This window comes from Enterococcus lactis, assembly GCF_015751045.1.
Lineage (GTDB): Bacteria > Bacillota > Bacilli > Lactobacillales > Enterococcaceae > Enterococcus_B > Enterococcus_B lactis.
Genome location: NZ_BNJW01000008.1, coordinates 84470 through 105966 on the forward strand (window position 1 = coordinate 84470; position 21497 = coordinate 105966).

At 38.4% G+C, this 21497-nt stretch carries 20 protein-coding genes and 1 tRNA gene; 4 read left to right on the forward strand and 17 right to left on the reverse strand.

Features of this window, described 5'->3' with window-relative positions; translation table 11 throughout:
- Window positions 1–4 precede the first annotated feature (4 nt).
- From yycF to KFO35_RS06000, 3 genes are all read right to left on the reverse strand, one after another.
- Complete coding sequence (gene yycF / locus KFO35_RS05990; protein WP_002290592.1) at window positions 5–709, reverse strand: response regulator YycF; 705 nt, start codon at window positions 707–709, stop codon at window positions 5–7.
- 189 nt (window positions 710–898) lie between these two features.
- On the reverse strand, window positions 899–1759 hold the full coding sequence (locus KFO35_RS05995) for a DegV family protein (protein WP_002315692.1): 861 nt from the start codon (window positions 1757–1759) through the stop codon (window positions 899–901).
- Window positions 1749–2315, reverse strand: coding sequence for a DUF1836 domain-containing protein (locus KFO35_RS06000; protein ID WP_002290590.1), 567 nt, complete (start codon window positions 2313–2315; stop codon window positions 1749–1751). The genes KFO35_RS05995 and KFO35_RS06000 overlap by 11 nt, the downstream gene beginning before the upstream one ends.
- Before the next feature lie 381 nt (window positions 2316–2696).
- On the opposite strand from KFO35_RS06000, the gene KFO35_RS06005 reads away from it, so the two are divergent.
- Window positions 2697–2769: transfer RNA gene (locus KFO35_RS06005), tRNA-Lys, on the forward strand.
- A 174-nt stretch (window positions 2770–2943) separates the two neighbouring features.
- On the opposite strand, the gene KFO35_RS06010 is transcribed toward KFO35_RS06005, so the two are convergent.
- The 6 genes from KFO35_RS06010 to KFO35_RS06035 all read right to left on the reverse strand — a co-directional run bounded on the left by KFO35_RS06010 (window position 2944) and on the right by KFO35_RS06035 (window position 9521).
- Window positions 2944–4671 carry an ABC transporter permease/substrate binding protein gene (locus KFO35_RS06010; RefSeq protein ID WP_002290589.1) on the reverse strand — a complete coding sequence of 576 codons (1728 nt, stop codon included), beginning with the start codon at window positions 4669–4671 and terminating at the stop codon, window positions 2944–2946.
- On the reverse strand, window positions 4664–5857 hold the full coding sequence (locus KFO35_RS06015; RefSeq protein ID WP_002290588.1) for a quaternary amine ABC transporter ATP-binding protein: 1194 nt from the start codon (window positions 5855–5857) through the stop codon (window positions 4664–4666). Before KFO35_RS06015 ends, KFO35_RS06010 begins: the two co-directional genes overlap by 8 nt.
- A 187-nt stretch (window positions 5858–6044) precedes the next feature.
- A complete protein-coding gene (locus tag KFO35_RS06020) occupies window positions 6045–6689 on the reverse strand; it encodes a GntR family transcriptional regulator (protein ID WP_002287801.1) in 645 nt (214 codons plus the stop codon).
- 93 nt (window positions 6690–6782) lie between these two features.
- Window positions 6783–6917: a hypothetical protein gene (locus KFO35_RS06025; protein WP_002290587.1), complete on the reverse strand. Its 135-nt coding sequence runs from the start codon at window positions 6915–6917 to the stop codon at window positions 6783–6785.
- 1 nt (window position 6918) lies between these two features.
- Window positions 6919–9051 (reverse strand): ferrous iron transport protein B, encoded by a 2133-nt coding sequence (gene feoB / locus KFO35_RS06030; protein WP_156271958.1) that lies wholly within the window; start codon window positions 9049–9051, stop codon window positions 6919–6921.
- The gene (locus KFO35_RS06035) at window positions 9048–9521 is read right to left on the reverse strand and encodes a FeoA family protein (protein ID WP_002290585.1); all 474 of its coding nucleotides are present in this window, start codon (window positions 9519–9521) and stop codon (window positions 9048–9050) included. The genes feoB and KFO35_RS06035 overlap by 4 nt, the downstream gene beginning before the upstream one ends.
- A gap of 401 nt (window positions 9522–9922) precedes the next feature.
- Here KFO35_RS06035 and nrdH point away from each other — a divergent pair, with 401 nt between their 5' ends.
- From nrdH to nrdF, 3 genes are all read left to right on the forward strand, one after another.
- The gene (gene nrdH, locus KFO35_RS06040; RefSeq protein WP_002287795.1) at window positions 9923–10147 is read left to right on the forward strand and encodes a glutaredoxin-like protein NrdH; all 225 of its coding nucleotides are present in this window, start codon (window positions 9923–9925) and stop codon (window positions 10145–10147) included.
- A 158-nt stretch (window positions 10148–10305) separates the two neighbouring features.
- Entirely contained in the window at window positions 10306–12465 is a 2160-nt protein-coding gene (gene nrdE, locus KFO35_RS06045) for a class 1b ribonucleoside-diphosphate reductase subunit alpha (protein WP_002315688.1), read from the forward strand.
- A 49-nt stretch (window positions 12466–12514) separates the two neighbouring features.
- A complete protein-coding gene (gene nrdF, locus KFO35_RS06050; protein ID WP_002287792.1) occupies window positions 12515–13480 on the forward strand; it encodes a class 1b ribonucleoside-diphosphate reductase subunit beta in 966 nt (321 codons plus the stop codon).
- Between the two features lie 46 nt (window positions 13481–13526).
- Here nrdF and hylB read toward each other — a convergent pair whose 3' ends face one another.
- The 8 genes from hylB to KFO35_RS06090 form a co-directional block, all read right to left on the reverse strand.
- Complete coding sequence (gene hylB, locus KFO35_RS06055) at window positions 13527–15944, reverse strand: hyaluronate lyase HylB (protein WP_002315687.1); 2418 nt, start codon at window positions 15942–15944, stop codon at window positions 13527–13529.
- A 135-nt stretch (window positions 15945–16079) separates the two neighbouring features.
- On the reverse strand, window positions 16080–16886 hold the full coding sequence (locus KFO35_RS06060) for a PTS system mannose/fructose/sorbose family transporter subunit IID (RefSeq protein WP_033650113.1): 807 nt from the start codon (window positions 16884–16886) through the stop codon (window positions 16080–16082).
- Entirely contained in the window at window positions 16873–17670 is a 798-nt protein-coding gene (locus tag KFO35_RS06065; RefSeq protein WP_156271956.1) for a PTS mannose/fructose/sorbose/N-acetylgalactosamine transporter subunit IIC, read from the reverse strand. The genes KFO35_RS06060 and KFO35_RS06065 overlap by 14 nt, the downstream gene beginning before the upstream one ends.
- A 23-nt stretch (window positions 17671–17693) precedes the next feature.
- Complete coding sequence (locus tag KFO35_RS06070; RefSeq protein WP_025477311.1) at window positions 17694–18620, reverse strand: PTS sugar transporter subunit IIAB; 927 nt, start codon at window positions 18618–18620, stop codon at window positions 17694–17696.
- A gap of 212 nt (window positions 18621–18832) precedes the next feature.
- Window positions 18833–19522, reverse strand: a complete 690-nt coding sequence (gene alsE / locus KFO35_RS06075) for a D-allulose 6-phosphate 3-epimerase (protein ID WP_002315683.1) — start codon at window positions 19520–19522, stop codon at window positions 18833–18835.
- 56 nt (window positions 19523–19578) lie between these two features.
- On the reverse strand, window positions 19579–20676 hold the full coding sequence (locus KFO35_RS06080) for a PTS fructose transporter subunit IIC (protein WP_002315682.1): 1098 nt from the start codon (window positions 20674–20676) through the stop codon (window positions 19579–19581).
- A 19-nt stretch (window positions 20677–20695) separates the two neighbouring features.
- On the reverse strand, window positions 20696–21016 hold the full coding sequence (locus tag KFO35_RS06085) for a PTS fructose transporter subunit IIB (protein WP_002315681.1): 321 nt from the start codon (window positions 21014–21016) through the stop codon (window positions 20696–20698).
- Window positions 21017–21032: 16 nt separating this feature from the next.
- Entirely contained in the window at window positions 21033–21485 is a 453-nt protein-coding gene (locus tag KFO35_RS06090) for a PTS sugar transporter subunit IIA (RefSeq protein ID WP_002290571.1), read from the reverse strand.
- Window positions 21486–21497: the final 12 nt, after the last annotated feature.

Genomic DNA, 21497 nt, shown 5'->3' on the forward strand with positions numbered 1-21497 from the left:
CCAATTACTCCTGTTCTGGGTTACGCAAATAGTAACCGACACCACGACGTGTCACTAAATAATTTGGATGGCTTGGATTATCTTCGATCTTCTCGCGCAACCGACGTACAGTTACATCCACTGTTCGTACATCTCCAAAATAATCATAGCCCCAAACCGTTTGTAATAAATGTTCTCTTGTCATCACTTGCCCAAGGTGCTTCGCCAAGTAAAAGAGTAGTTCGAATTCACGATGTGTCAACTCGATTGTTTCTCCTCGTTTCGTCACCATGTAAGCTTCTGGATGGATGGTCAAATCACCAATCGTCAATTCCGCAGGAGCCGCATCTTCTGGTTCCCTCGTAGCCGTGGCACCACGACGAAGATTCGCTTTGACCCTTGCCACTAATTCTCGATTGGAAAATGGCTTAGTCACGTAGTCATCCGCGCCTAATTCTAAGCCTAGGACTTTATCAATTTCAGAATCTTTGGCTGTTACCATAATGATTGGCATGTCATACGTTTTGCGTACCTCACGAGCCACTTCTAAGCCGTCCATTTTAGGTAGCATCAAATCAAGTAAAATCAAATCAGGTTCTACCTCAGCAACTTTTTCCAAGGCTTCTTCCCCATCATATGCAGTATAAACATCATAGCCTTCTTTGGCTAAATTGAATTTGACGATATCCGAAATCGGCTTCTCATCATCGACAACTAAAACTTTTTTCATAAAGAGCCACCTCTTATATATTATTGTCACACCTTTTCATTATACCGTATTTCTGGTTTTGTTTCATCTTTGCCTATAAAACAAAAGAGAAAATTAACATGGGAGTGCAAAATACTTTCTTTTTTTGTTCTAACTTCAATAAAAAAAGGAAAACACTGATTTTCACCTCATTGTTTTCCTTTTTTTGATTTATCCTTCTAAAACTTGTACACCGACACCTAATAATCCCGGACCAGTATGGACTACTAATGCCGGAGAAATTTGACCAAAGTAGATTTGGTTTGCTTGTGGAAACTCTCTTTTGAGCCTCGCTTCCATTTCAATCGCTTCTTCTTTCGCATCACCGTGGGCAACGGCTAAGTTAAAAACCTTGGCATTGCCGACTTTTTCTTTGACATAAGCAACCGTCTTATCCAAACTTTTTTTACGCCCTCTAGCTTTTCCTACTGTGTAATAGATTCCTTCATCATTACAGGAGATGATCGGGTTAAGCTTTAAAGCGGTTCCTAAAATAGAAGCAACCAAACCAATCCGTCCACCTTTTTGGAGATATTCCAATGTCGCAACATTAAAGAAAACTTTTGTTCTTTCGACTAATTCATTCAAATTACTGATCAGCTGATTCCACTCGACACCGTCTTCTAGCCATTTCGCTGCTTGTATTGCAGAAAAACCCGCACCAATACCGATATTTTTCGTATCTAGTACATACGCTTCTAGTTCTTCTTGCTGTTCTGCAATCAAACGAACCACGTTATACGTCCCGCTCAATCCGCTGGAAATCGTTACCGCAAGTACTTTTTCATAACCATCTTTTTTGATTTGCTCAAAGATTTCTGTGATCGACTCACCATCAGGCAAAGATGTACCTGGAATTTCCTCTGGCAAACGTTGATAGATTTCTTCAGGTGTAATATCTATTTTATCTGTATATACCTGATCTTTATAAATAATTTTCAAAGGAATCATGTACATCTCATATTTTTTTATCAATTCTTCTGGCACATCCGTACCAGAATCTACTAAAATCGCGATTTTATCATTTTTCATTTGTTTTCTCCTCTTTTAAGTATTCGGTTTCTAGAACAATCGTTTTTTCCGCAAGAAGTTTCATTGCAAACGATAAAGTTGCTGCTCTTACAGCAATATATTCTACAGGGGTCGCCTGGTCGAATTTTTGGGGATGGGATTTGCCTTGTGCTAATTGGCTGACCATCCATACAGCTGCTTCTTGTTCATCACAGAATAGATTATAAGCTTCACGAATCCCCACTGTTTTTCCTTGGAATAATATTCCTTCTTTGATTTCAGGAATAGTCAATACTTGTTTCAATGTAGTGATTGCAAGTAAAAATGCTACATGTTCTTTATTGTATCTTTTTTTAACTGGTGCTGGTATCAAACCCAGTTTAACGTAGTTGTTTACCATAGAGGAGGTCAGCAATGGATGCTTTTCTCCTTGTATCACAGGTGAAAGATAACGATCAACTAACGTTCTGACTTGATCCATATAAAGTTCTAGGTCGGGGAGCTCTTCCCAGTGAGGCAGACGGAATGTTTCCAGTTCTTTTCCCCACTCCATTAATTGCTGACGCATTTTTTCCATCGTAATCGCTCCTTTTTTCATTTCATTAACATGATACCAAAGTTACCATAAACATTCAATCTAGTTATTTGAACTAGATGATTTAATTAATGGAATTTTATAAAAGCAAAAAAACAAGAAGGCCAAGCCTTCTTGTCTTTTATCGTTAAGAACAGGAGACCCGCCGGGGAGACGGCGGGAAAGGAGTAAAAAATGAAAAAAGTGTTAGGGTTTGTTCTCTTGCAAGAACTTTGTTTGTTGGTATGCTTATATAATAACGAGCAAATGTGAATAATCTATGAATGATTTCCTATAAGGAAGTAAAGATTTTTCTGATTTTCTTTAAATGTAGTCTTGCATTTTAAAATTCTTAGTGCTACTATTATTAAGTACTTTTTGTATGGGCCGTTAGCTCAGTTGGTAGAGCAGCTGACTCTTAATCAGCGGGTCGCGGGTTCGAGCCCCTCACGGCCCATTGGGTGCCAAACCCACGAGAATGGTAGTTTGTCGGCGTCTTCGGACGTTTCGAAGACGAACTGCGCATTCTCTTTTTTTATAGGCAAAAAAAGAGACAGACGAATATGGAGCTTCCAAAACTGGATTTTTGATCCAATTTTGGAAGCTCCATTTATTTTGTTTCCGTTTTTTTTTATTTTTTCCAGCTTTCGACTAATTCTTGGTTCTCTTTGATCCATTCTTTTGCCGCTTGCTGTGGATCTTTTCCATTGTTGATTTCCAACATGACTTTTTCCATATCTTTTTCTGACCAATGGAAATTGTCTAATACTTTATAAGCTTCTGGCTGGTCTTCTTTCAATCCTTTTCGAACCATCGTATGGATCTGCTCTTCGCTTCCCATTCCGTTTTCAGGATCTTCCAAGTATTTCAGATCATATTTGGCAAACATCCAATGAGGTGTCCATCCTGTAACTACAATTGGTTCGTGTTTTTTGATTGCTTGTCCTAGTGCAACGGTCATTGCTCCTGAAGAAGATGTCTCGACTTTCCAGTCTTTCAAGTTGTCATATTTTTGGATCGTGTTTTCAGCAGCCGTAACTACACCAGCTCCTGGCTCAATTCCTATAATTTTCTTACCTGCCTGATCGGTTAACTCATCGATCGAATTTACATCCATGTAGGCTGGTACTGCTAAACCGACTTTTGCTCCTGTCAAATTGGCACCTAGGTCTTCGACTTGATCTTTATATTGTGCATACTGTGAACCATGAGTTTTAGGTAGCCAAGCTGAAACCATGGCATCTGACTCGCCATTTGAAACAGATTTCCACATGATTGAATTATCTAGCGGTGTCATCGTTACATCATAGCCCATTTGTTTCAATACTTCACCGACTACATTTGTTGAAGCAACTTCTGTATCCCATTCGACATAAGACAAGTTGATACGTTTTGTTTCTTTGGCAGAAGAAAAACTTCCTATACCAATCGCACCTAAGATCACTACTACTACAGCACCAATGATCAATCCTTGACGTTTTTTACTTTTTTGTGTTGCAGCTCCTGCAACTTTCTTATTGTTCGGCTGATTCAAATGCTGGGTAAAACGGTCAATGATGATTGCTAAGATAACTAATGCAACCCCGTTGACAAATCCATTCCCGACTTGTGCTCTTTGTAAAGCGGACAATACTCCCCGTCCTAAGCCGGGTGCACCGATCATAGAGGCAATAACGACCATTGAAAGTGACAGCATCGTTGTTTGATTGATCCCTGCCATGATCGTACTTTTAGCTAAAGGCAATTCTAGTTTGAATAGTTTTTGACGACTTGTGCTCCCGAATGAATCAGAAGCTTCTACTAACTCTTTCGGTACTTGTCGAATCCCTAAATTCGTAAAACGAACGGTTGGTGGCAAAGCAAAGATGACTGAGGCAAATACCCCTGGCACCATCCCGATACCGAAAAATGCAACTGCTGGAATCAAATAAACGAATCCTGGCATCGTCTGCATAAAGTCAAGGATTGGCTTGATGATGCTTTGAGCTTTACTGCTTTTTGCCATCAAGATCCCTAACGGTACACCTATGATGATGGAGATCACACTAGATAAAAGAACAAGTGTGACAGTATTCATCAAGTCATTCCATAGACCTTGGTTATAAATAAACCATAGACCAATCAATGTGAACAACGTAAGTCCTGGACGTTTCTTAGAAATAAAGAAAGCTGCTATCGTCAATAACAAGATAAACAAAGGCGCTGGGATCACTAACAGTAAATTTGTAATCCCAGACATCACTGCCTGTCCGATCGTTTGTAAAAATGAAAATAGGCCAGAAAAAGTTGTCGTAAACCATTCTGTGATATTTTCTACCCAGTTTGCCACTGGTAATTGATAGTTTAATAGATTATTCATGTTCACTCACCTCGCTTGTTTCTGCTAATGCTTCAATCACACTACCTCGGATGACGACACCTTTTAATTTTCCATCCTCTACAACTGCAAGCGGAGTCGGTGAATCATAAATAATATTGAAAATATCACTTACAACCATGTCTTTTCCGATCACCGTCACATTTTCATCTAAGAAGTCGATCAATGGACGTTTTTGCTTCCTAGCTTCTAACGCCTGATCTGCAGTAATGATTCCTTTCAGGTTTCTCTTTCGGTCAACAGCCATCAGCATGCTGACTTCTTCATTACGCATCCTTGTCAATGCGACATTTGGTCCATCAGATTCGATATTCGTCGTCAATGCAGGTACCATGATGTTTTGAGCAGTAAGCACTTTGGAACGATCGACTTCTTCCACAAATTCACGTACGTAATCATTTGCTGGATTGGTCAATATTTCTTCACCTGTTCCGATCTGCATGATTTCGCCGTCTTTCATTAATGCGATTCTGTCCCCGATCCGTAAAGCTTCATTCAAATCATGGGTAATGAAAATAATCGTTTTTTGAACATTGGCTTGCAGGTCCAGTAATTCGTCTTGCATTTCTCGTCGGATCAGCGGATCAAGAGCCGAGAACGCTTCGTCCATCAGCAAGATCTCAGGATCATTCGCTAAAGCTCTGGCTAAGCCGACCCGTTGCTGCATCCCACCAGATAACTGACTAGGATATTGGTCTTTAAATGAAAGCAGACTAGAATTTTCTAATGCTTTTTCTGCTTTTTCTTGTCGTTCTTCTTTAGGTACACCACGGACTTCTAACCCGTATTCTGTATTTTCCAAGATCGTTCGGTGTGGAAACAGACCGAAGTTTTGGAAAACCATATTGATTTTATGACGACGGACTTCTCGCAATTCTTCTTTGCTTAACTTCGATACATCTTCTCCATCAATATAGATACTGCCTGAAGTTGGCTCGATCAGACGATTCAATAGACGGATCAATGTGGATTTCCCACTCCCGGAAAGCCCCATGATCACGAAGATTTCTCCTTCTTTTACGTCAAAATTCACGTCATACACACCAACCGTCGCACCGGTTTTCTTTAAAATCTCCGTTTTCGGCTGGTGATCATTCATCATATCTAAAGCGGCTTGTGTCTTTTTACCAAATATCTTTGTTAAATGTTTTACTTCTACTTTTACCAAACAAATTCTCCTTTTTTATGTAAATTCATTTTTCTTTCTGAAAAAAGTGACCACACTATGTTAACATCATGTAGTCACTTTGTCAAAAATGAAAGAAATTTGCTTGTCCAAACAGAAAAAAAACTTGGTTAAATCTTTATAAATAAAAGGTTTAGCCAAGTTAATATTTTTATAATATTTCACACAATCATTCTGCAAGCTGATGTTCCGGGTAAAAAAAGTTTGTCATACGCTGTAGCGTATACTCATTTCCAATAAAATGAACGATATCCCCTGCCGTAAATTTAGCATAAGGTCCAGGTGAAACAAGTAGTTCTTCGTTATGAGAAATTGCGATAACTGTAGCACCAGTCGCCTGCCAGATATTCAACTCGCTAATCGAGCGGTCCAGATGCATTGCTTTTTCTGATAAAGACAATTCAAACGGAAGTAAAGGGTTCATCTTATGTATTCGCTTCGTTTGATTGACCAGCTGATCCAATAATTGAGAAAAATGATTCAGCTCATCTTGTTGCTTCTCCACACTCGCCATGATTTCTGCTTTTGTATCTTGGATAGATTGTACATCTTGATACTGCAATAGGAAATCTTTTGCTTTTTCTTTCGAGGCAACAAATGCCCCACTCCCATGCCGTACTTCCATGATCCCAAGATCTACCAGCACATTGATAGCCTTTCGAGTAGTCTCAGGAGAAGCATTGTACGTACTGGCAAGCGTTGAGCGAGCATGGATCTTCTCACCCACTTTATATCGGTTTTCAACGATACGTTCGGCTAAATCAACAGCAATCTGCTGATAGCGCGGGCGGACGATTTTTTTCTTTCCAGACATTTTCTTTCCTCTTTCTTTTTTTACTTTCCCTCATCTTACTATGCTCTAGCAAAATAAGCAAAAAAGGGGAGAACAGACTCTTGCAACGACTGATCATCGCTTGATCTGTTCCTTTTTTACTGGGCAAGCTGTTTGACAGTCATCACAATTCTTTCCGGATTTTAAACGAGTATAGACAATCGCCCCTGCACTTCCAAAGATTAATACACTTAATAAGAATGTCGCCATCCTATTCCTCTCCTTCTAATGACAATATAGCATAAAACTGGTTCTTGGATTTTGGCTGACGGAACAAAACATAAACGAGTCCTATCATCAATAAAATAGCAAGATACGTCCCTAACGCTACCTGTCCACCTTCCAATAAGTGTCCCAACTGATAGATCACAAAACTAACTAAATAAGCTAAACCGCATTGATAGCCTATGGCGATCCAAGTCCATTTCTTGGCATTCATTTCCCGATGGATAGCCCCAATTGCCGCAAAACAAGGCGCACAAAGTAAATTGAAGGCTAACAATGAATAAGCTGCTGCGGGAGTATATGTGTGTTGTAGCACTTGCCAGATTTCTCTGCCATTTTCGGATACTTCCGCATGTCCAAACAAAATACCGAATGTGCCAATAATATTTTCTTTAGCAACTAATCCTGTAATCGCTGCGACAGTTCCTTGCCAATTCCCCCAACCAAGCGGCTGAAAAACAACAGCTAGGATTCGTCCGAAAAAGGCTAGGATACTTTGGTCTTCAGGAACAGGTTGAGCATAAAAATTATAAGAAGAGCTAAACCAGATCACGATACTAGAAACAAAGATAATCGTTCCTGCTTTTTTTACAAAAGACTTGCTGCGGTCATAGGTTTGTCTTAGGATCGTCGACCATTGAGGAAAATGATATGCGGGCAATTCCATGATAAACGGAGCTGTTTCTCCAGCAAACAAACGCGTTTTTTTCAAGCTGATTCCAGAGAAAATAATTGCAGTCATACCAAGAAAATAGGCAGAAGGAGCTACCCAAGATTGGTGAGGAAAAAAGGCCCCTGCCACTAAGGCAATAATCGGCAATTTTGCAGAACAAGGCATGAATGTCGTGACCATGATCGTCAACCGACGATCTTGCTCGTTTTCAATCGTGCGAGTAGCCATGACGCCTGGTACGCCACATCCTGTGGCAATCAGCATAGGAATAAAGGATTTTCCTGAAAGCCCGAATTTCCGGAAAAGTCGATCCATGACAAAAGCGATCCTCGCCATATATCCGCAGTCTTCTAGAAAGCTCAAGCATAAAAACAATACGATCAATTGCGGTAAAAATCCTAATACTGCTCCTACGCCTGCGATGATGCCGTTCAAGATCAGCTCCTGCATCCATTCCGCTACTTGCCATTCAGCTAGCAGTCTGCCAACATGTTCTGGTAGCCACGTTCCAAACAATGTATCATTGATCCAATCTGTCCCCATTGTTCCTACTGTTTGAATAGCCAAGTAATAAATCAGCCACATCACAAATGCAAAGATTGGCAAGGCTAACCAACGATTCGTTGCAATCTGATCGATTTTGTCACTCATCGATAATTGGAAAGAATCATTTGACACGACAGATAGTGCACATAATTGGGTAATAAATTCATAACGTTCATTGACTAGAATCGTTTCACTATCGTCATCCAATAGTTTCTCTGTCAACTGGATCAGTTGTTCGATTTCTTTTTGCTGAGAAATTGTTATCTCATCATCCTCATTCACCTTCTGATCTCTTTCAAAATATTTCATTGCATACCAGCGTTTCTTGCTGCTTTTTTCTCCTAGTACATCTTCAATTTCATGTAAAGCTGCTTCTAAACGCGGATCGTATGTACAGGGAACAGGAATAGAAGGCCGTTTTTTTGCAGACTCCTGAATCTTTTCGATTAATTTTTCGATTCCTTGCTTTTTCGATACGCTGATTGGTAAAACTGGTACACCAAGACCATAGGAAAGCTTTTCTAGGTTGATTTTTTTTCCTTCTTTTTTGATGACATCCATCATATTCAGACCAATGATCATAGGAATGTCTAAGTCCAATAACTGCGTAGTTAAATATAGATTCCGCTCTAAATTGGTAGCATCAATGATGTTGATGATCAGTTCAGGCTGTTCATGAACCAAATAATCTCTTGCAATCACTTCTTCGGGTGTATAAGGAGACAAAGAATAGATACCGGGTAGGTCTTGAATGTGAATGTTCGGATTTTTTTTCAACGATCCTTCTTTTTTTTCTACTGTTACGCCCGGCCAATTCCCTACATATTGATTCGAACCAGTCAAGAGATTGAACAAGCTCGTTTTCCCGCTGTTTGGATTTCCGACTAACGCGATATTCATTCGTTTTCCTCCCTTTGTACCAAGATTAGTTCAGCCTCTGACTTTCGTAACGTCAATTCATATCCTCGCACTGTCAGTTCGATTGGATCTCCTAGAGGGGCTAGTTTTCGGATGACTATTTTTACATTTCGCGTCAATCCCATATCCATCAACCGCCGCTTCACTGCGCCTTGTCCGTGGATGGCTACGACGATCCCCGTCTCTCCTGCTTTTAATTGATCAAGAGAAGTCCAGCTTTCAGAGGAAGCAGTCTTTTTATTGACAAAGATCTGACTTAGTATTTCCCGACTTACTGCCACTCGATGACTTTTTATCAGTAAAATGGCATTGTTGCCTGATAAATTGACGACGACGATTTTACTTCCGACAACGACCCCAATATTTTGCAAATGGCGTTTTGTTTTTTCTTCTGTTTCAATTCGTTCGACTTGATAAACGAAGTTTTGCTTTGCCTGCGCTAAGGTCTGCATATTGATTCCTCTCTTGTGAAATAAACCATGTGTTGAAACCATTCATTCTATGTTCTAGTTTTCTTACGTATTACGCAAATAAATGAGAATCATTCTCACATAGAATACTCTCGGTAATTGAGAATGTCAATTACACTTGTGATATTATGAGCGAATCTTTAGTATTGATAGACAAAAATAAGAAAAAAATATTTTTTCATAGTTTTCCACAATTTTTTCTCTATTAGATTTGCTATTTTCCCACACGATACTTGTTTTCAGCTCTTTTTTCAAAAACACAAAACTTAGTATTCCACAGTTTCCACAACACAATATGTAGTGTTTGTTGTTTGACTTTTTTACTAAGAGTTTTATACTATCTATTATAGATAATAAGAATGTGTTTAGAGGAGGCACTCATCATGAACGTAAAAATCTTTTCTAAAAATAATTGTATGCAATGCAAGATGGTCAAACGTTTTTTAACAGAAAATCAAATCGCTTTTGAAGAAGTCAATATCGATGAACAACCGGAAGCAGTAGACTGGTTGAAAGCACAAGGATTCCAAAGTGTTCCTGTCATTACTTCCGATGCAGAAACAGTTATCGGATTCCGTCCTGATCAGTTGCGTAAACTTGCCAGCTAACATGACTAAAAGAATCAAAACAAGATACATGGATTTGAAGGGCTTGAGACAGCACCAGTTTTTGTCGCAAACTTCCAAATCCTTTTTTAAAGCTTAAAAACAATGCAATGATTTGCAATCAAGCATCATTAAATACGAAATGAAGGTTGGGCGTACGTATGAGTCTTAAAAATTTACAAGATGTCAGTTATTTCAAGCTGAATAATGAAATCAATCGACCAGTCAATGGTCAAATCCCTTTGAATAAGGATAAAGAAGCTTTGGCTGCCTTTTTTGAAGAAAATGTCAAACCAAATACGATGACTTTTCCATCTATTATGGAAAAAATCAATTACTTGATCGATCAAGAATATATAGAAGCAGAATTCATCCAATTATATTCACCATCATTTATTGAAAAGCTATATCAATTTTTGGACGAACAACATTTTTCTTTCAAATCTTTTATGGCTGCTTACAAATTTTATTCTCAATATGCGTTGAAAACCAACGACGGTTCCGCTTATCTGGAAACTTATGAAGATCGAGTAGCCTTCAATGCGCTTTACTTTGCGAACGGAGATGAAGAATTAGCACTTGCTCTTGCAGATGAAATGATCCATCAACGTTATCAGCCAGCTACACCTTCTTTCTTGAATGCTGGACGTAAACGTCGGGGCGAATTGGTGTCTTGTTTCTTGACTCAAGTCACTGACGATATGAACTCTATCGGGCGCTCAATCAACTCTGCTTTGCAATTGTCCCGTATTGGCGGCGGCGTGGGGATTACTTTATCAAATCTTCGTGAAGCCGGCGCTCCTATCAAAGGATACGAGGGTGCTGCGAGTGGTGTCGTTCCAGTCATGAAATTATTCGAAGATAGTTTCAGCTATTCTAATCAATTAGGTCAGCGTCAAGGAGCTGGTGTGGTTTATTTGAATGTGTTCCATCCAGACATTATTGCTTTCCTTTCAGCAAAAAAAGAAAATGCAGATGAAAAGATTCGCGTAAAAACTCTTTCTCTTGGTGTGATCGTACCTGATAAATTTTATGAATTGACACGTAAAAACGAAGACATGTATTTATTTAGTCCGTATAGTGTCGAAAAAGAATATGGTGTCCCATTCTCTTATGTAGATATTACAGCTGAGTATGATCATCTAGTTGCAAATCCAAACATTCGCAAACAAAAAATCAAAGCGCGTGATCTTGAAAATGAAATCTCAAAATTACAACAAGAATCTGGCTATCCTTACGTAATCAATATTGATACAGCGAACCGCGAGAATCCAATCGACGGCAAGATTATCATGAGTAATTTATGTTCAGAGATTTTACAAGTTCAAACGCCTTCTGTGATCAACGGCAAACAGGAGTATGAAGTATTAGGAACAGATATCTCATGTAACTTAGGTTCGACAAATATCGTGAATTTGATGCAAAGCCCTAACTTTGGTAAATCTGTGCGTACGATGACTCGTGCATTGACATTTATTACAGATGCATCTGATATCGATGTCGTACCGCCGATCCAAAACGGAAATAAGCTGAATCATACGATTGGATTAGGTGCCATGGGCTTACACACTTATCTTGCAAAAGAACAAATGGAATATGGCTCAGAGGATTCATTAGACTTTACAAATATTTATTTCATGCTGTTGAATTATTGGACACTTGTTGAAAGCAATAATATCGCTCGTGAAAGAAAACAAGTTTTCCATAATTTTGAAAAATCAGCTTATGCTGATGGCACTTATTTCGAAAAATACGTAACTGGAGAATTCCAGCCAAAATCAGAAAAAGTCAAAGCATTATTTGAAGGAATCTTTATTCCAACTGCTGAAGATTGGAATGCCTTGAAACAAGCAGTAATGAAAGATGGGCTATATCACCAAAATCGCTTGGCAGTAGCACCAAATGGCTCAATTTCATATATCAATGATACGAGTGCAAGCATTCATCCTATCACTCGCATGATCGAAGAACGCCAAGAGAAGAAAATCGGTAAAATTTATTACCCAGCGCCTTATTTATCCAATGAGACGATTCCATATTACACTTCTGCTTATGATATGGACATGCGTAAAGTGATCGATGTTTATGCAACAGCACAACAACACGTCGATCAAGGCATGAGTTTGACTTTATTCATGCGTTCTGAAATCCCAGAAGGTATTTATGAATGGAAGACAACAACGAAGCAAACGACACGTGATTTGAATATTTTAAGACATTACGCTTTCCATAAAGGAATCAAATCCATTTATTATGTACGTACCTTTACTGATGATGCAGAAGAAATCGGAAGCAATCAATGTGAAAGCTGCGTGATCTAATATCATAGATAGATTCGCTTATTCATATTTTAATTAAAGGAGCATTCTCATGTCAGAAACATATTATGAAGCAATAAACTGGAATGAAATTGAAGATATCATTGATAAATCCACTTGGGAGAAGCTGACGGAGCAATTTTGGCTAGATACACGTATCCCACTTTCAAATGACCTAGATGATTGGCGCACATTGTCTCAATTGGAAAAAGATACAGTAGGACATGTATTCGGCGGTTTGACACTGCTGGATACTGTCCAATCTGAAAGCGGCATGGATCAGTTGCGTAAAGATGTCCGCACTCCCCATGAAGAAGCCGTTTTGAACAATATCCAATTCATGGAATCCGTTCATGCCAAAAGTTATTCTTCTATTTTTAGTACACTGAACACGAAAAAAGAAATCGAAGAAATTTTTGACTGGACGAATACGAATCCTTATCTGCAAAAAAAAGCTGAGCGTATCAATGAAATCTACAAACACGGTACACCGCTAGAAAAGAAAATTGCCAGCGTCTTTTTAGAAACATTCTTGTTCTATTCAGGTTTTTATACTCCTCTTTATTATTTAGGAAACAACAAATTGGCAAACGTAGCAGAGATCATCAAACTGATCATCCGAGATGAATCGGTACATGGAACCTACATCGGTTACAAGTTCCAATTAGGTTTCAACGAATTGCCTGAAGCAGAACAAGAAACGTTGAAAGACTGGATGTACAACCTTCTTTATGAACTTTATGAAAACGAAGAACGTTATACAGAAGAATTATACGATCCAATCGGTTGGACAGAAGAAGTCAAAACATTCCTACGCTATAATGCCAACAAAGCATTGATGAACCTAGGGATGGATCCACTCTTCCCAGATACTGCCAATGATGTCAACCCAATCGTAATGAACGGGATTTCAACAGGCACAAGCAACCATGACTTCTTCTCACAAGTCGGAAACGGCTATTTGTTAGGTCATGTAGAAGCCATGAAAGATGACGATTATTTGATTGGATTGGAATAAGGATAAAAAATTACGCACAAGAATATTCTATTCTTGTGCGCTTTTTTTATTCCACGACAATTTGTTTTTGTGTATCCGATGTTTGCGAAAAATCAATAGTAAAGCGACCCATCTGCTCATCATAGGTGATTCCTTCACTCATGCTTCGAATAGCTTCAAAATTATTTGGTAATTCAATTGTTATTTTCGTCTTTGTATGAGCAAGATCAGCAAACGTATAACTTTTTTCTTGTTCGTTTATTTTCTTTAATACAGAAAGTGGTTTATCTGTTTTTAATCCATCTAATTCTCCACCAGTATTATCCCAAAAATTGATACCCAAATAACCGGATTCTTTTACTTTTACTGCTTGAATTTTTGGAGTATTTTGAAGAATAGTAACTGGTTCTTTTTCTGCATATTCTTTTAATCCTTTTTCGTTCACTCCTGGTAATATCACATATGCATAAGCTTCATTGATTGGATGTTTTCCATGATTGATCAAAAACTTCCGATAACTTCCATGATAAACTTCATCACTGGGAAATGATTCGTTTATTTCCCTATAAGTACCTTGCCGTTCTTCACTTATCACTTTTACTGTTTCTTTCTCAGGAAAATAATAACCGATCGATGTTTCTGGTTGACTTGATTGTAACAATAACCATTCTTTTTCACTTTGTTCGGTTGGCTGGGTAACTTCTCCTGTTTCTGTTACAACTTTATAAGTAAACTGATCGTTTAATAAACGATTATCTATAACCGTTTCAATAGACGCATTTGTGTTACCGGTAATTCCCGAACCAAGCGCAATCAATTGATCGTCAAGCACAAACCACGATTTTTTCCCTTTGACATCCATTGGCAAAACTGTCCCATTATTCTTTGTTCCAGTTTTATTTAGAGCCATACCTACCACTGCCTGACCTTCATTTGATACACCGCCAACGGCTTTTTCATTTGATCGCACAGTCGTAAAAGAAGAGATTTCATCTTTTAAAGGGACTGTATCGACCGTTGTTCCTGGCAATCGATAAGGATCGACAGTCGGCCAATAGCTTTTACCGAATTGTACATCATCCTCATTATATAAGTAGACCATCCCATCCGATGTATGCCAGCCACGTTTGTTTTCTTTATTTCCTGCTTCAAAAGAAGAGATACGGTTCGAATACATACTGATTCCTACCATATACTTACTGGTACGCTGAACAAAACGATCCATTTTATGATACATTTTTGTCCCTATGAATGGTAAATCCTTCCCTAAAATCGTCTGGTCTTCTAATAAGGATAGTGTCATGACCAGGTCATTATAATCTCTTACATTCGTTATATAATACGAAGGGTTCAATTGCATCCAATATTTGACTGCTTCTTTTAGTTCCTTTTGCTTATCTTCTGGTGCAAATTTTGAAACAATCAATAAATTATACATCGTTGAAGACCCGTATCCTACCTTCGTCTTTGAAGGCGCACGTGAAATAGCGCGTCCATTCACCATGGGAAGCATTTCACCTTGGTAAATCAAAGGAATAAAGGCCTTCTCTACATTTTCTACGAAAGCGTGAATGGCATCAGAAGCTGCTGTATAAGAAGTCCCATCCACAATCGTAAAAATCTGTCCAACTCCTTTGATTAGTACATTCCCGTAAGAACCTGTATAAGGAATATCATTATGCTGGATAAAGGAACCATCTGCGTAAAACCCATCTCCACTTGCCACGAGTTGAAAAACATCTTTGATCCCATTCACTGCTTGATGGATTTTTGTGGCATCTTTTTGTAAAATACCTACTCCTAAAACAGTCAATGATAAGTCTGTTCGATTGGCACCGGTCGTTGAAAAGTTAGGGATAAATGCAAGGTCTACAAATGAATCTTGTGGTTTAGTATATAATTGCTGGAATGGATCAGGTACATATTGACTCAAAATAGCTGTATATTGTTGGATTTTTTCACTGGATAGCTCTTGGTGCAACAGTAGAAGGATATTCACAAATTTTTGTGGGATACCAATTTGCCAATCCCACCAATTTCCATAATACTTTTTCCCATCATATCCTTTTTTGGTAATCATAAAATCGATTCCCTCTTTAATTGCTGCAGCAACCTCTGGCTGTTGATAAAGTGTTGTCCCTTTTGTTTTATAGGCATAAGTAAGTTTCTGGAGTTTCATAAATTGTGTCGTCAAATCTGCTGAAGAAGTATTTCCCGATTCAAGTGGCCATAGATAGGTCCGGTCAGGTGATTGATCCAATGTTTGATATAAATTTTCCGCTTCTTTTGATAACGCTTCTATATATGCTCTTAATGACTCATTTTCCGGACTTTCTTTTTCAAAGACAAGTTGACTTTTCCATCGTTCTTCCATCTTTTGAAATTCATCTTCCTCGGCAAAGGTTGATATACTCATTCCAAATAAACTAATTAAACTAAGCATACTCATCAAAAGAAGCCTTTTACCCAAACCTTTTTTCTCCATCTTTGCTCCCTCTTTCTCATCAGATTGTATGAATATACAGAGGCTAAAATCACATTTATCTTAGTGAATGAGAAAACCGCTTAGCCTCTACTTTTTGGACAAATGTGTGAACGGACGTATCTCACTTTTCCTTTTTTAAGCTAAAATACCAAACGCACTTAATGCAATGGAAAGAATCAAAATGATCCAGATTACTCGTGTGGAATTCAATTTCTTTTGTCCCAACATCCAATAAGTTAATAAAACAAGTAATACTGGAACAAGAGAGGGTAAAATAGCGTCTAATGTATCTTGGATAACTAATTCCACCCCATCTTTTTTATAAACAAATGGGACCGTTGCCTTTACCACGGAAGGAATCAAAGCACCAATTACCGTGACACCTAAAACTGTTGCGGCATTAGTGAATGCAGATAATTTGTTTTTCAAAGTTGTGACAAGTTTGACTCCTTGTTTGTATCCTAATGGTAATAATGCAGCCCGTCCAAATAATAAAGCGATATTCGCGATGACCCAAATCACACACCCAACAATTGAGCCACTTTGAGCTAATGTTCCTGCGATCGATCCAAAAATCGTTCCCCAAATCACATGGAACAATGAATCACCTACGCCAGCAAGAGAACCCATTAAAGCTGTTTTTAAGGCAATGATTGTGTCTTTTGCTTTGTAACCATCTTCTTCTTCGATTGCCACATCAATCCCCATGATCAAATTTCCGAAAATCGCGTTGGTATTGAAGAATTGATTATGTGTACGCATCATATCCTGTAATTGTGATTCGTCATTACCATAGAATTTTTTCAATACTGGTAATATCCCATATAAATAGCCAGAACTCATCATTCGTTCATAGTTCCAGTTCAGCTGACTTCCTAAAATATAGCGCCAACTAATCGCATTCAGCTCTTGCTTTGTTAATTTCTGGTTATTCATCCCCATCATATCCTCCTTCAAATGTTCCATTATTTGTGGCTGTCATTGTCGGATGTTCTGCTTTTTCACTATCTTTTTTAAATACAATAATTGCAGCAATCACACCGACGATTGAGATACCAAGCATTGGCACTTGTAAATAAGCGGCTAAAAAGAAACCCAATAGTAAATAAGGAATATATTGTTTTGTTGGAAGGTAATGCAACAAGATTCCTACACCAACGACTGGTAACACCCCACCAGCAGTTTTTAGTCCATTCATCAACCATTCTGGTGTATTTTCTGTGATCGTTGAAACAGCAGCATCACCGACTAAAAGCATCAATAAAATCGGAATGGCTCGTGACAATCCCCAAAGAAAAGAGCCAGATAAGACTAATCGCGGTATACGATTGATTTTCATATCATCAATTGCTCTATCTACACGATGCAAGAGATAAACATTACAAAAGCGAGCGACTACATCAAGTTGCAACATCAATAAAGATACTGGAACAGCCAATCCTATACCATACTCTGCACCTTTCCCAGAGATAACCGCAAATACTGTTCCCAAGACGGCTCCTGTGAAATAATCAGGAACTGATGCCCCACTGAAAGCCGCAATCCCTAGTCTCATTAGTTGCAATGTACCTCCAACCATCAAGCCTGTTTTTAAGTCTCCCATGATCATTCCAGAAATCATACCTGCGATGGCTGGTTGTGTTAATGTATTTGAAATAAGCGAATCATTGATTGCAATAAAAGCATAAACCGTAATAAGAATAATTTGATACGCTGCTAAGTGCATACTTTCTTCCTCCTCATTTTTGTTTAATTTCTCAGTTTATCCATGAAGTCAATAACTGGATCATTTGGTACCAATTGAGCGGTTACATTTATATCCATTGCTGCAATTGATTCGAACACATCAATTTCTTCTTCTAATACTTGGATACTTTTTGTTATATCTTTTGATCCCTCTTTATAACTCATATTTCCAACATTTACGTGTGTTAGCTTTCCTCCGGCTTTCAAATAACGTAAGACATCTGTTGGATTTTTGAATACTAGGAATAGACGCTGTTTTCCATACTTTCCTGAACGTATATTTTTCGCAGCAGATTCAACCGACAAAACTGAAAGTCTCATTGATGTAGGCGCTGCCATTCTTAAGGAAGATTTTTGTAACGTATCTGCTGCTGCTTCATCGTTGATCACAATGATTCGCTGTGTGTGCAAACTGGGCGCCCAGATGCCCGCAACTTGTCCATGGATCAAACGCTCGTCTATCCTGACATTCACGATATTTTCTTTTCCTTTATATGCCTCATACAATTGGCTATTATCCATTGGAAGGCTTGGTTCTTTTTCGATTTCTGTTTGTTTCATTTTTTGCTTCACATCAACAATGCCAGTTGTTGCTGCTTGGATCAATTCTTTTACCGTAGCAGTTGAATTCAACGTTGCTTCTATGACTAATGGTAAAGACATCCCTGCAATAATTTCTACATTTTCTGATTCTAGATAGTTGCTTAATGCTACATTACATGGCGTACCACCTAAAAGATCTGCAATAATCAAGGATGAGCCGTTAAGGGCTTTCATTTTTTTTAATAATTCTTCTTCGAATTGCCGATTGTCTCCATCAGGCGTCAACGCAACGACATGAACATGATCTTGCTTTCCGACGATCATTTCTAAACTTGCCTTGACGCCTTCAGCCATACTGCCATGACTAATCAATATAATATTCTGCATCACTTTTCCTCCCCAAAAATAAAATCCTACTTAACATATTATCTTTTGTACAAACACACTATAACATAGTTTATCTCATTCGTAAACCTAACATCTTAACATGTTATGTTTTTTTATTTCTGTACAATTATCTAAAAAGTATCAGCATACAAAAAAGGTGAGAGGCAAAAGTAGCTCTTAAACTTTTGCCTCTCACCTTTTTAACTATTTCCTTATTCTATACTTTTTCCAGTTGTTTCCTCATAGTCTCTTTTCATGATGGTCCATGATTTCTCAATGTCTTCGTCTAAACCAAATAATCCACTACGGCCGATGATATAGATATCTGGTCCGGCATGATCAATTCGCTTAAATGATTTTCGATTCGAAGATCCGTCCATTTCGATCAAATAATGATATCCCTTTTCTTGACGAAGTTTTCTTAAATCAACGATTTTATCTAATGTGCTTTCGATGAAGCGCTGTCCAGCAAAACCGGGATCGACTGTCATGATAGTGATTTTATCCACTAAATCAATATAAGGGAAAATAGTTTCAATAGGTGTTTCAGGATTTAATACGACTCCTGCTTTTAGCCCTGCAGCATGGATCTGATCGATCAATCGAAAGGCTAGCCCGTCTAAACATTCGACATGCATACAAATCCATTCGCATTTTTGTGCAATCAATTGATTCACCCAAAAACTTTGGTCTGTGACCATTAAATGGGCAGACATTGGTAAATGACTGATTTTTCGTACTTCCTCAATGAACCATGGAGACAATGTCAGATTAGGTACATAATGTCCATCCATGATATCGATATGATAAGAATCGACATGCTGATTCAAAAATTCAATTTGTTCCTTAAATTTATCTAGATCCATCGTCATTAAAGATGGTGAGAACAAAACTTTACTCATATATAAGACTCCTTTATTTAAAAATCAATGATTGAATCCCCGACTAAATGTAGGACTTAGAAAATCTGAATGTCTCCCAAGTCAATATCTTCTTCTTCCTTTTCCACTACGGATTCGACTTCTTTCCCCACATCTTTTTTGATAATTGCCAAAACAACGGCTGTCACAAGAACATTCACTAAGATTGCTATCACGCCTGCCCAAGGTCTGGACATCGTCGGAATCATCAATACGCCGCCAAAGGGTACTGTTGCATCGGCGCCTAGGATCATTGTCGTTGCACCACCAGCAAATCCGCCAATAGCCGTAGCAACCACACCTCGGACGATATCATTCATCACTAGTGGGATCACACCTTCGACGATATTGATCACACCCATTGGAACAGCTGATTTCAATGTTTCGACTTCCACTTTTGTATAGATGTTTTTCCGAAATATTTTTGCGACAAAGTAAGCTAATCCAAAACCGATAGGCGTCGCCGTATTTACCAATTGGAGGGCTGTAATTGGCCCATTGATTCCTTCTGCTTGCATTGTGAGAACAAAGGCAAAAACAGTTTTGTTAATTGGTCCACCATAATCAACGCCACTTAGTAAGCCGATTACACCGCCAAAAATCAACAAGGACGAATTACCTAATCCATCTAAGAAATTCGTAAGAAAAGACGTAAACAAGGCAACAGGTGTTCCAATGATATAGACCATGATTAACCCACCTAGGATAGAAGCAACAAATGGAATAATCAATGTTGGCATCAGTCCTTTTGCCCAATTTGGGACTTTCACATGGTTTAAAATAGCTAACACGAGAAATCCAGAAAGATAGCCACCTAATATCCCCCCAATAAAACCAGCCCCAATAGCATTCGCTGTCAATCCGATGATGAACCCTGGAGCAATCCCTGGTTTTGCTGCAATAGAATAAGAAATCCCTGTTGCAATGACTACAGGAAGTAACCCTAAACCAGCGCCTCCCATTGTTGCTAAAGCATCAAAAAAAGAAAATTTACCTTGTACCAGTGTCCCTTGACTTGTTCCACCGAACGCCATCCCGATAGCAATCAAGAACCCTGCTCCACAAACGATTGGAATCAAATAAGAAATCGCTGTCAATAAATGTCCCTTTAAATTTAACTTTTTTATCTTTTCCATCTTTTTTCCCTCCTTATGATCAAACAAGTTGTTTTTCAATTATTTCTTGTGCTTTTTCGATCAGTTTATTGGGTGACTTTACGGCTATTTCAGTGGGGACTTGAATGATACGTTTTCCTTCAAATCGTTCTCTGCCGCTTATTTTCACATCAATTGCCAGAATCACGAGATCTGCTTCTTTTATTTGCTCTGGGGTTAATTCATTCTCGATTCCAATCGTTCCTTGTGTTTCGATATGCATCTCGTGTCCTGCTTTTTTGGCTGCATTTTCTAATTTTTCTTGTGCAATATACGTATGGGCAATCCCAACTGTACATGCAGCTACTCCTATGATCTTCATGTTTTCTTCCTCCTTTTTATGATGCAAATGCTGCGATGACCTCTTTTGTCTCTTTTGCTTTGATCAATTGCTCAACAACTTCATCATTTCCTAGTTTCCTTGCAAATAAAGATAACAACTTCAAGTGAGTTTTAGCCCCTTCATTATCATTGCCCACAGCAAACAAAATAATTCCTTTTACCCCTTTACCATCTAATGTTTCCCAAGGGATTTCTCGAGCTGTCACTCCAATTGCTACCCCGATCTTTTTGACAGATGCACTTTTTCCATGAGGAATTGCAATGTAGTTCCCAATACCTGTCTGCCCTTCTTTCTCACGAGCATATATATCTTTCATAAATTCTTTTACATCGGTGATATACGCATTTTCCAACAATATAGTTGCTAATTCTTCAAGTACTTCTTCTTTTGTCGTTCCTGCTAAGTTTGTTTTGATCGTATTCGGATCGATAATGTTTGTTACTTCCATGGCATTTCCACT

What these genes read in the sequence shown, in the direction of transcription:
- yycF (WP_002290592.1), bottom strand. Translation starts at nt 709, where the DNA reads ATGAAAAAAGTTTTAGTTGTCGATGATGAGAAGCCGATTTCGGATATC.
- KFO35_RS05995 (WP_002315692.1), bottom strand. Translation starts at nt 1,759, where the DNA reads ATGAAAAATGATAAAATCGCGATTTTAGTAGATTCTGGTACGGATGTG.
- KFO35_RS06000 (WP_002290590.1), bottom strand. Translation starts at nt 2,315, where the DNA reads ATGGAAAAAATGCGTCAGCAATTAATGGAGTGGGGAAAAGAACTGGAA.
- KFO35_RS06010 (WP_002290589.1), bottom strand. Translation starts at nt 4,671, where the DNA reads ATGAATAATCTATTAAACTATCAATTACCAGTGGCAAACTGGGTAGAA.
- KFO35_RS06020 (WP_002287801.1), bottom strand. Translation starts at nt 6,689, where the DNA reads ATGTCTGGAAAGAAAAAAATCGTCCGCCCGCGCTATCAGCAGATTGCT.
- KFO35_RS06025 (WP_002290587.1), bottom strand. Translation starts at nt 6,917, where the DNA reads ATGGCGACATTCTTATTAAGTGTATTAATCTTTGGAAGTGCAGGGGCG.
- feoB (WP_156271958.1), bottom strand. Translation starts at nt 9,051, where the DNA reads ATGAATATCGCGTTAGTCGGAAATCCAAACAGCGGGAAAACGAGCTTG.
- KFO35_RS06035 (WP_002290585.1), bottom strand. Translation starts at nt 9,521, where the DNA reads ATGCAGACCTTAGCGCAGGCAAAGCAAAACTTCGTTTATCAAGTCGAA.
- nrdH (WP_002287795.1), top strand. Translation starts at nt 9,923, where the DNA reads ATGAACGTAAAAATCTTTTCTAAAAATAATTGTATGCAATGCAAGATG.
- nrdE (WP_002315688.1), top strand. Translation starts at nt 10,306, where the DNA reads ATGAGTCTTAAAAATTTACAAGATGTCAGTTATTTCAAGCTGAATAAT.
- nrdF (WP_002287792.1), top strand. Translation starts at nt 12,515, where the DNA reads ATGTCAGAAACATATTATGAAGCAATAAACTGGAATGAAATTGAAGAT.
- hylB (WP_002315687.1), bottom strand. Translation starts at nt 15,944, where the DNA reads ATGGAGAAAAAAGGTTTGGGTAAAAGGCTTCTTTTGATGAGTATGCTT.
- KFO35_RS06060 (WP_033650113.1), bottom strand. Translation starts at nt 16,886, where the DNA reads ATGGGGATGAATAACCAGAAATTAACAAAGCAAGAGCTGAATGCGATT.
- KFO35_RS06065 (WP_156271956.1), bottom strand. Translation starts at nt 17,670, where the DNA reads ATGCACTTAGCAGCGTATCAAATTATTCTTATTACGGTTTATGCTTTT.
- KFO35_RS06070 (WP_025477311.1), bottom strand. Translation starts at nt 18,620, where the DNA reads ATGCAGAATATTATATTGATTAGTCATGGCAGTATGGCTGAAGGCGTC.
- alsE (WP_002315683.1), bottom strand. Translation starts at nt 19,522, where the DNA reads ATGAGTAAAGTTTTGTTCTCACCATCTTTAATGACGATGGATCTAGAT.
- KFO35_RS06080 (WP_002315682.1), bottom strand. Translation starts at nt 20,676, where the DNA reads ATGGAAAAGATAAAAAAGTTAAATTTAAAGGGACATTTATTGACAGCG.
- KFO35_RS06085 (WP_002315681.1), bottom strand. Translation starts at nt 21,016, where the DNA reads ATGAAGATCATAGGAGTAGCTGCATGTACAGTTGGGATTGCCCATACG.
- KFO35_RS06090 (WP_002290571.1), bottom strand. Translation starts at nt 21,485, where the DNA reads ATGGAAGTAACAAACATTATCGATCCGAATACGATCAAAACAAACTTA.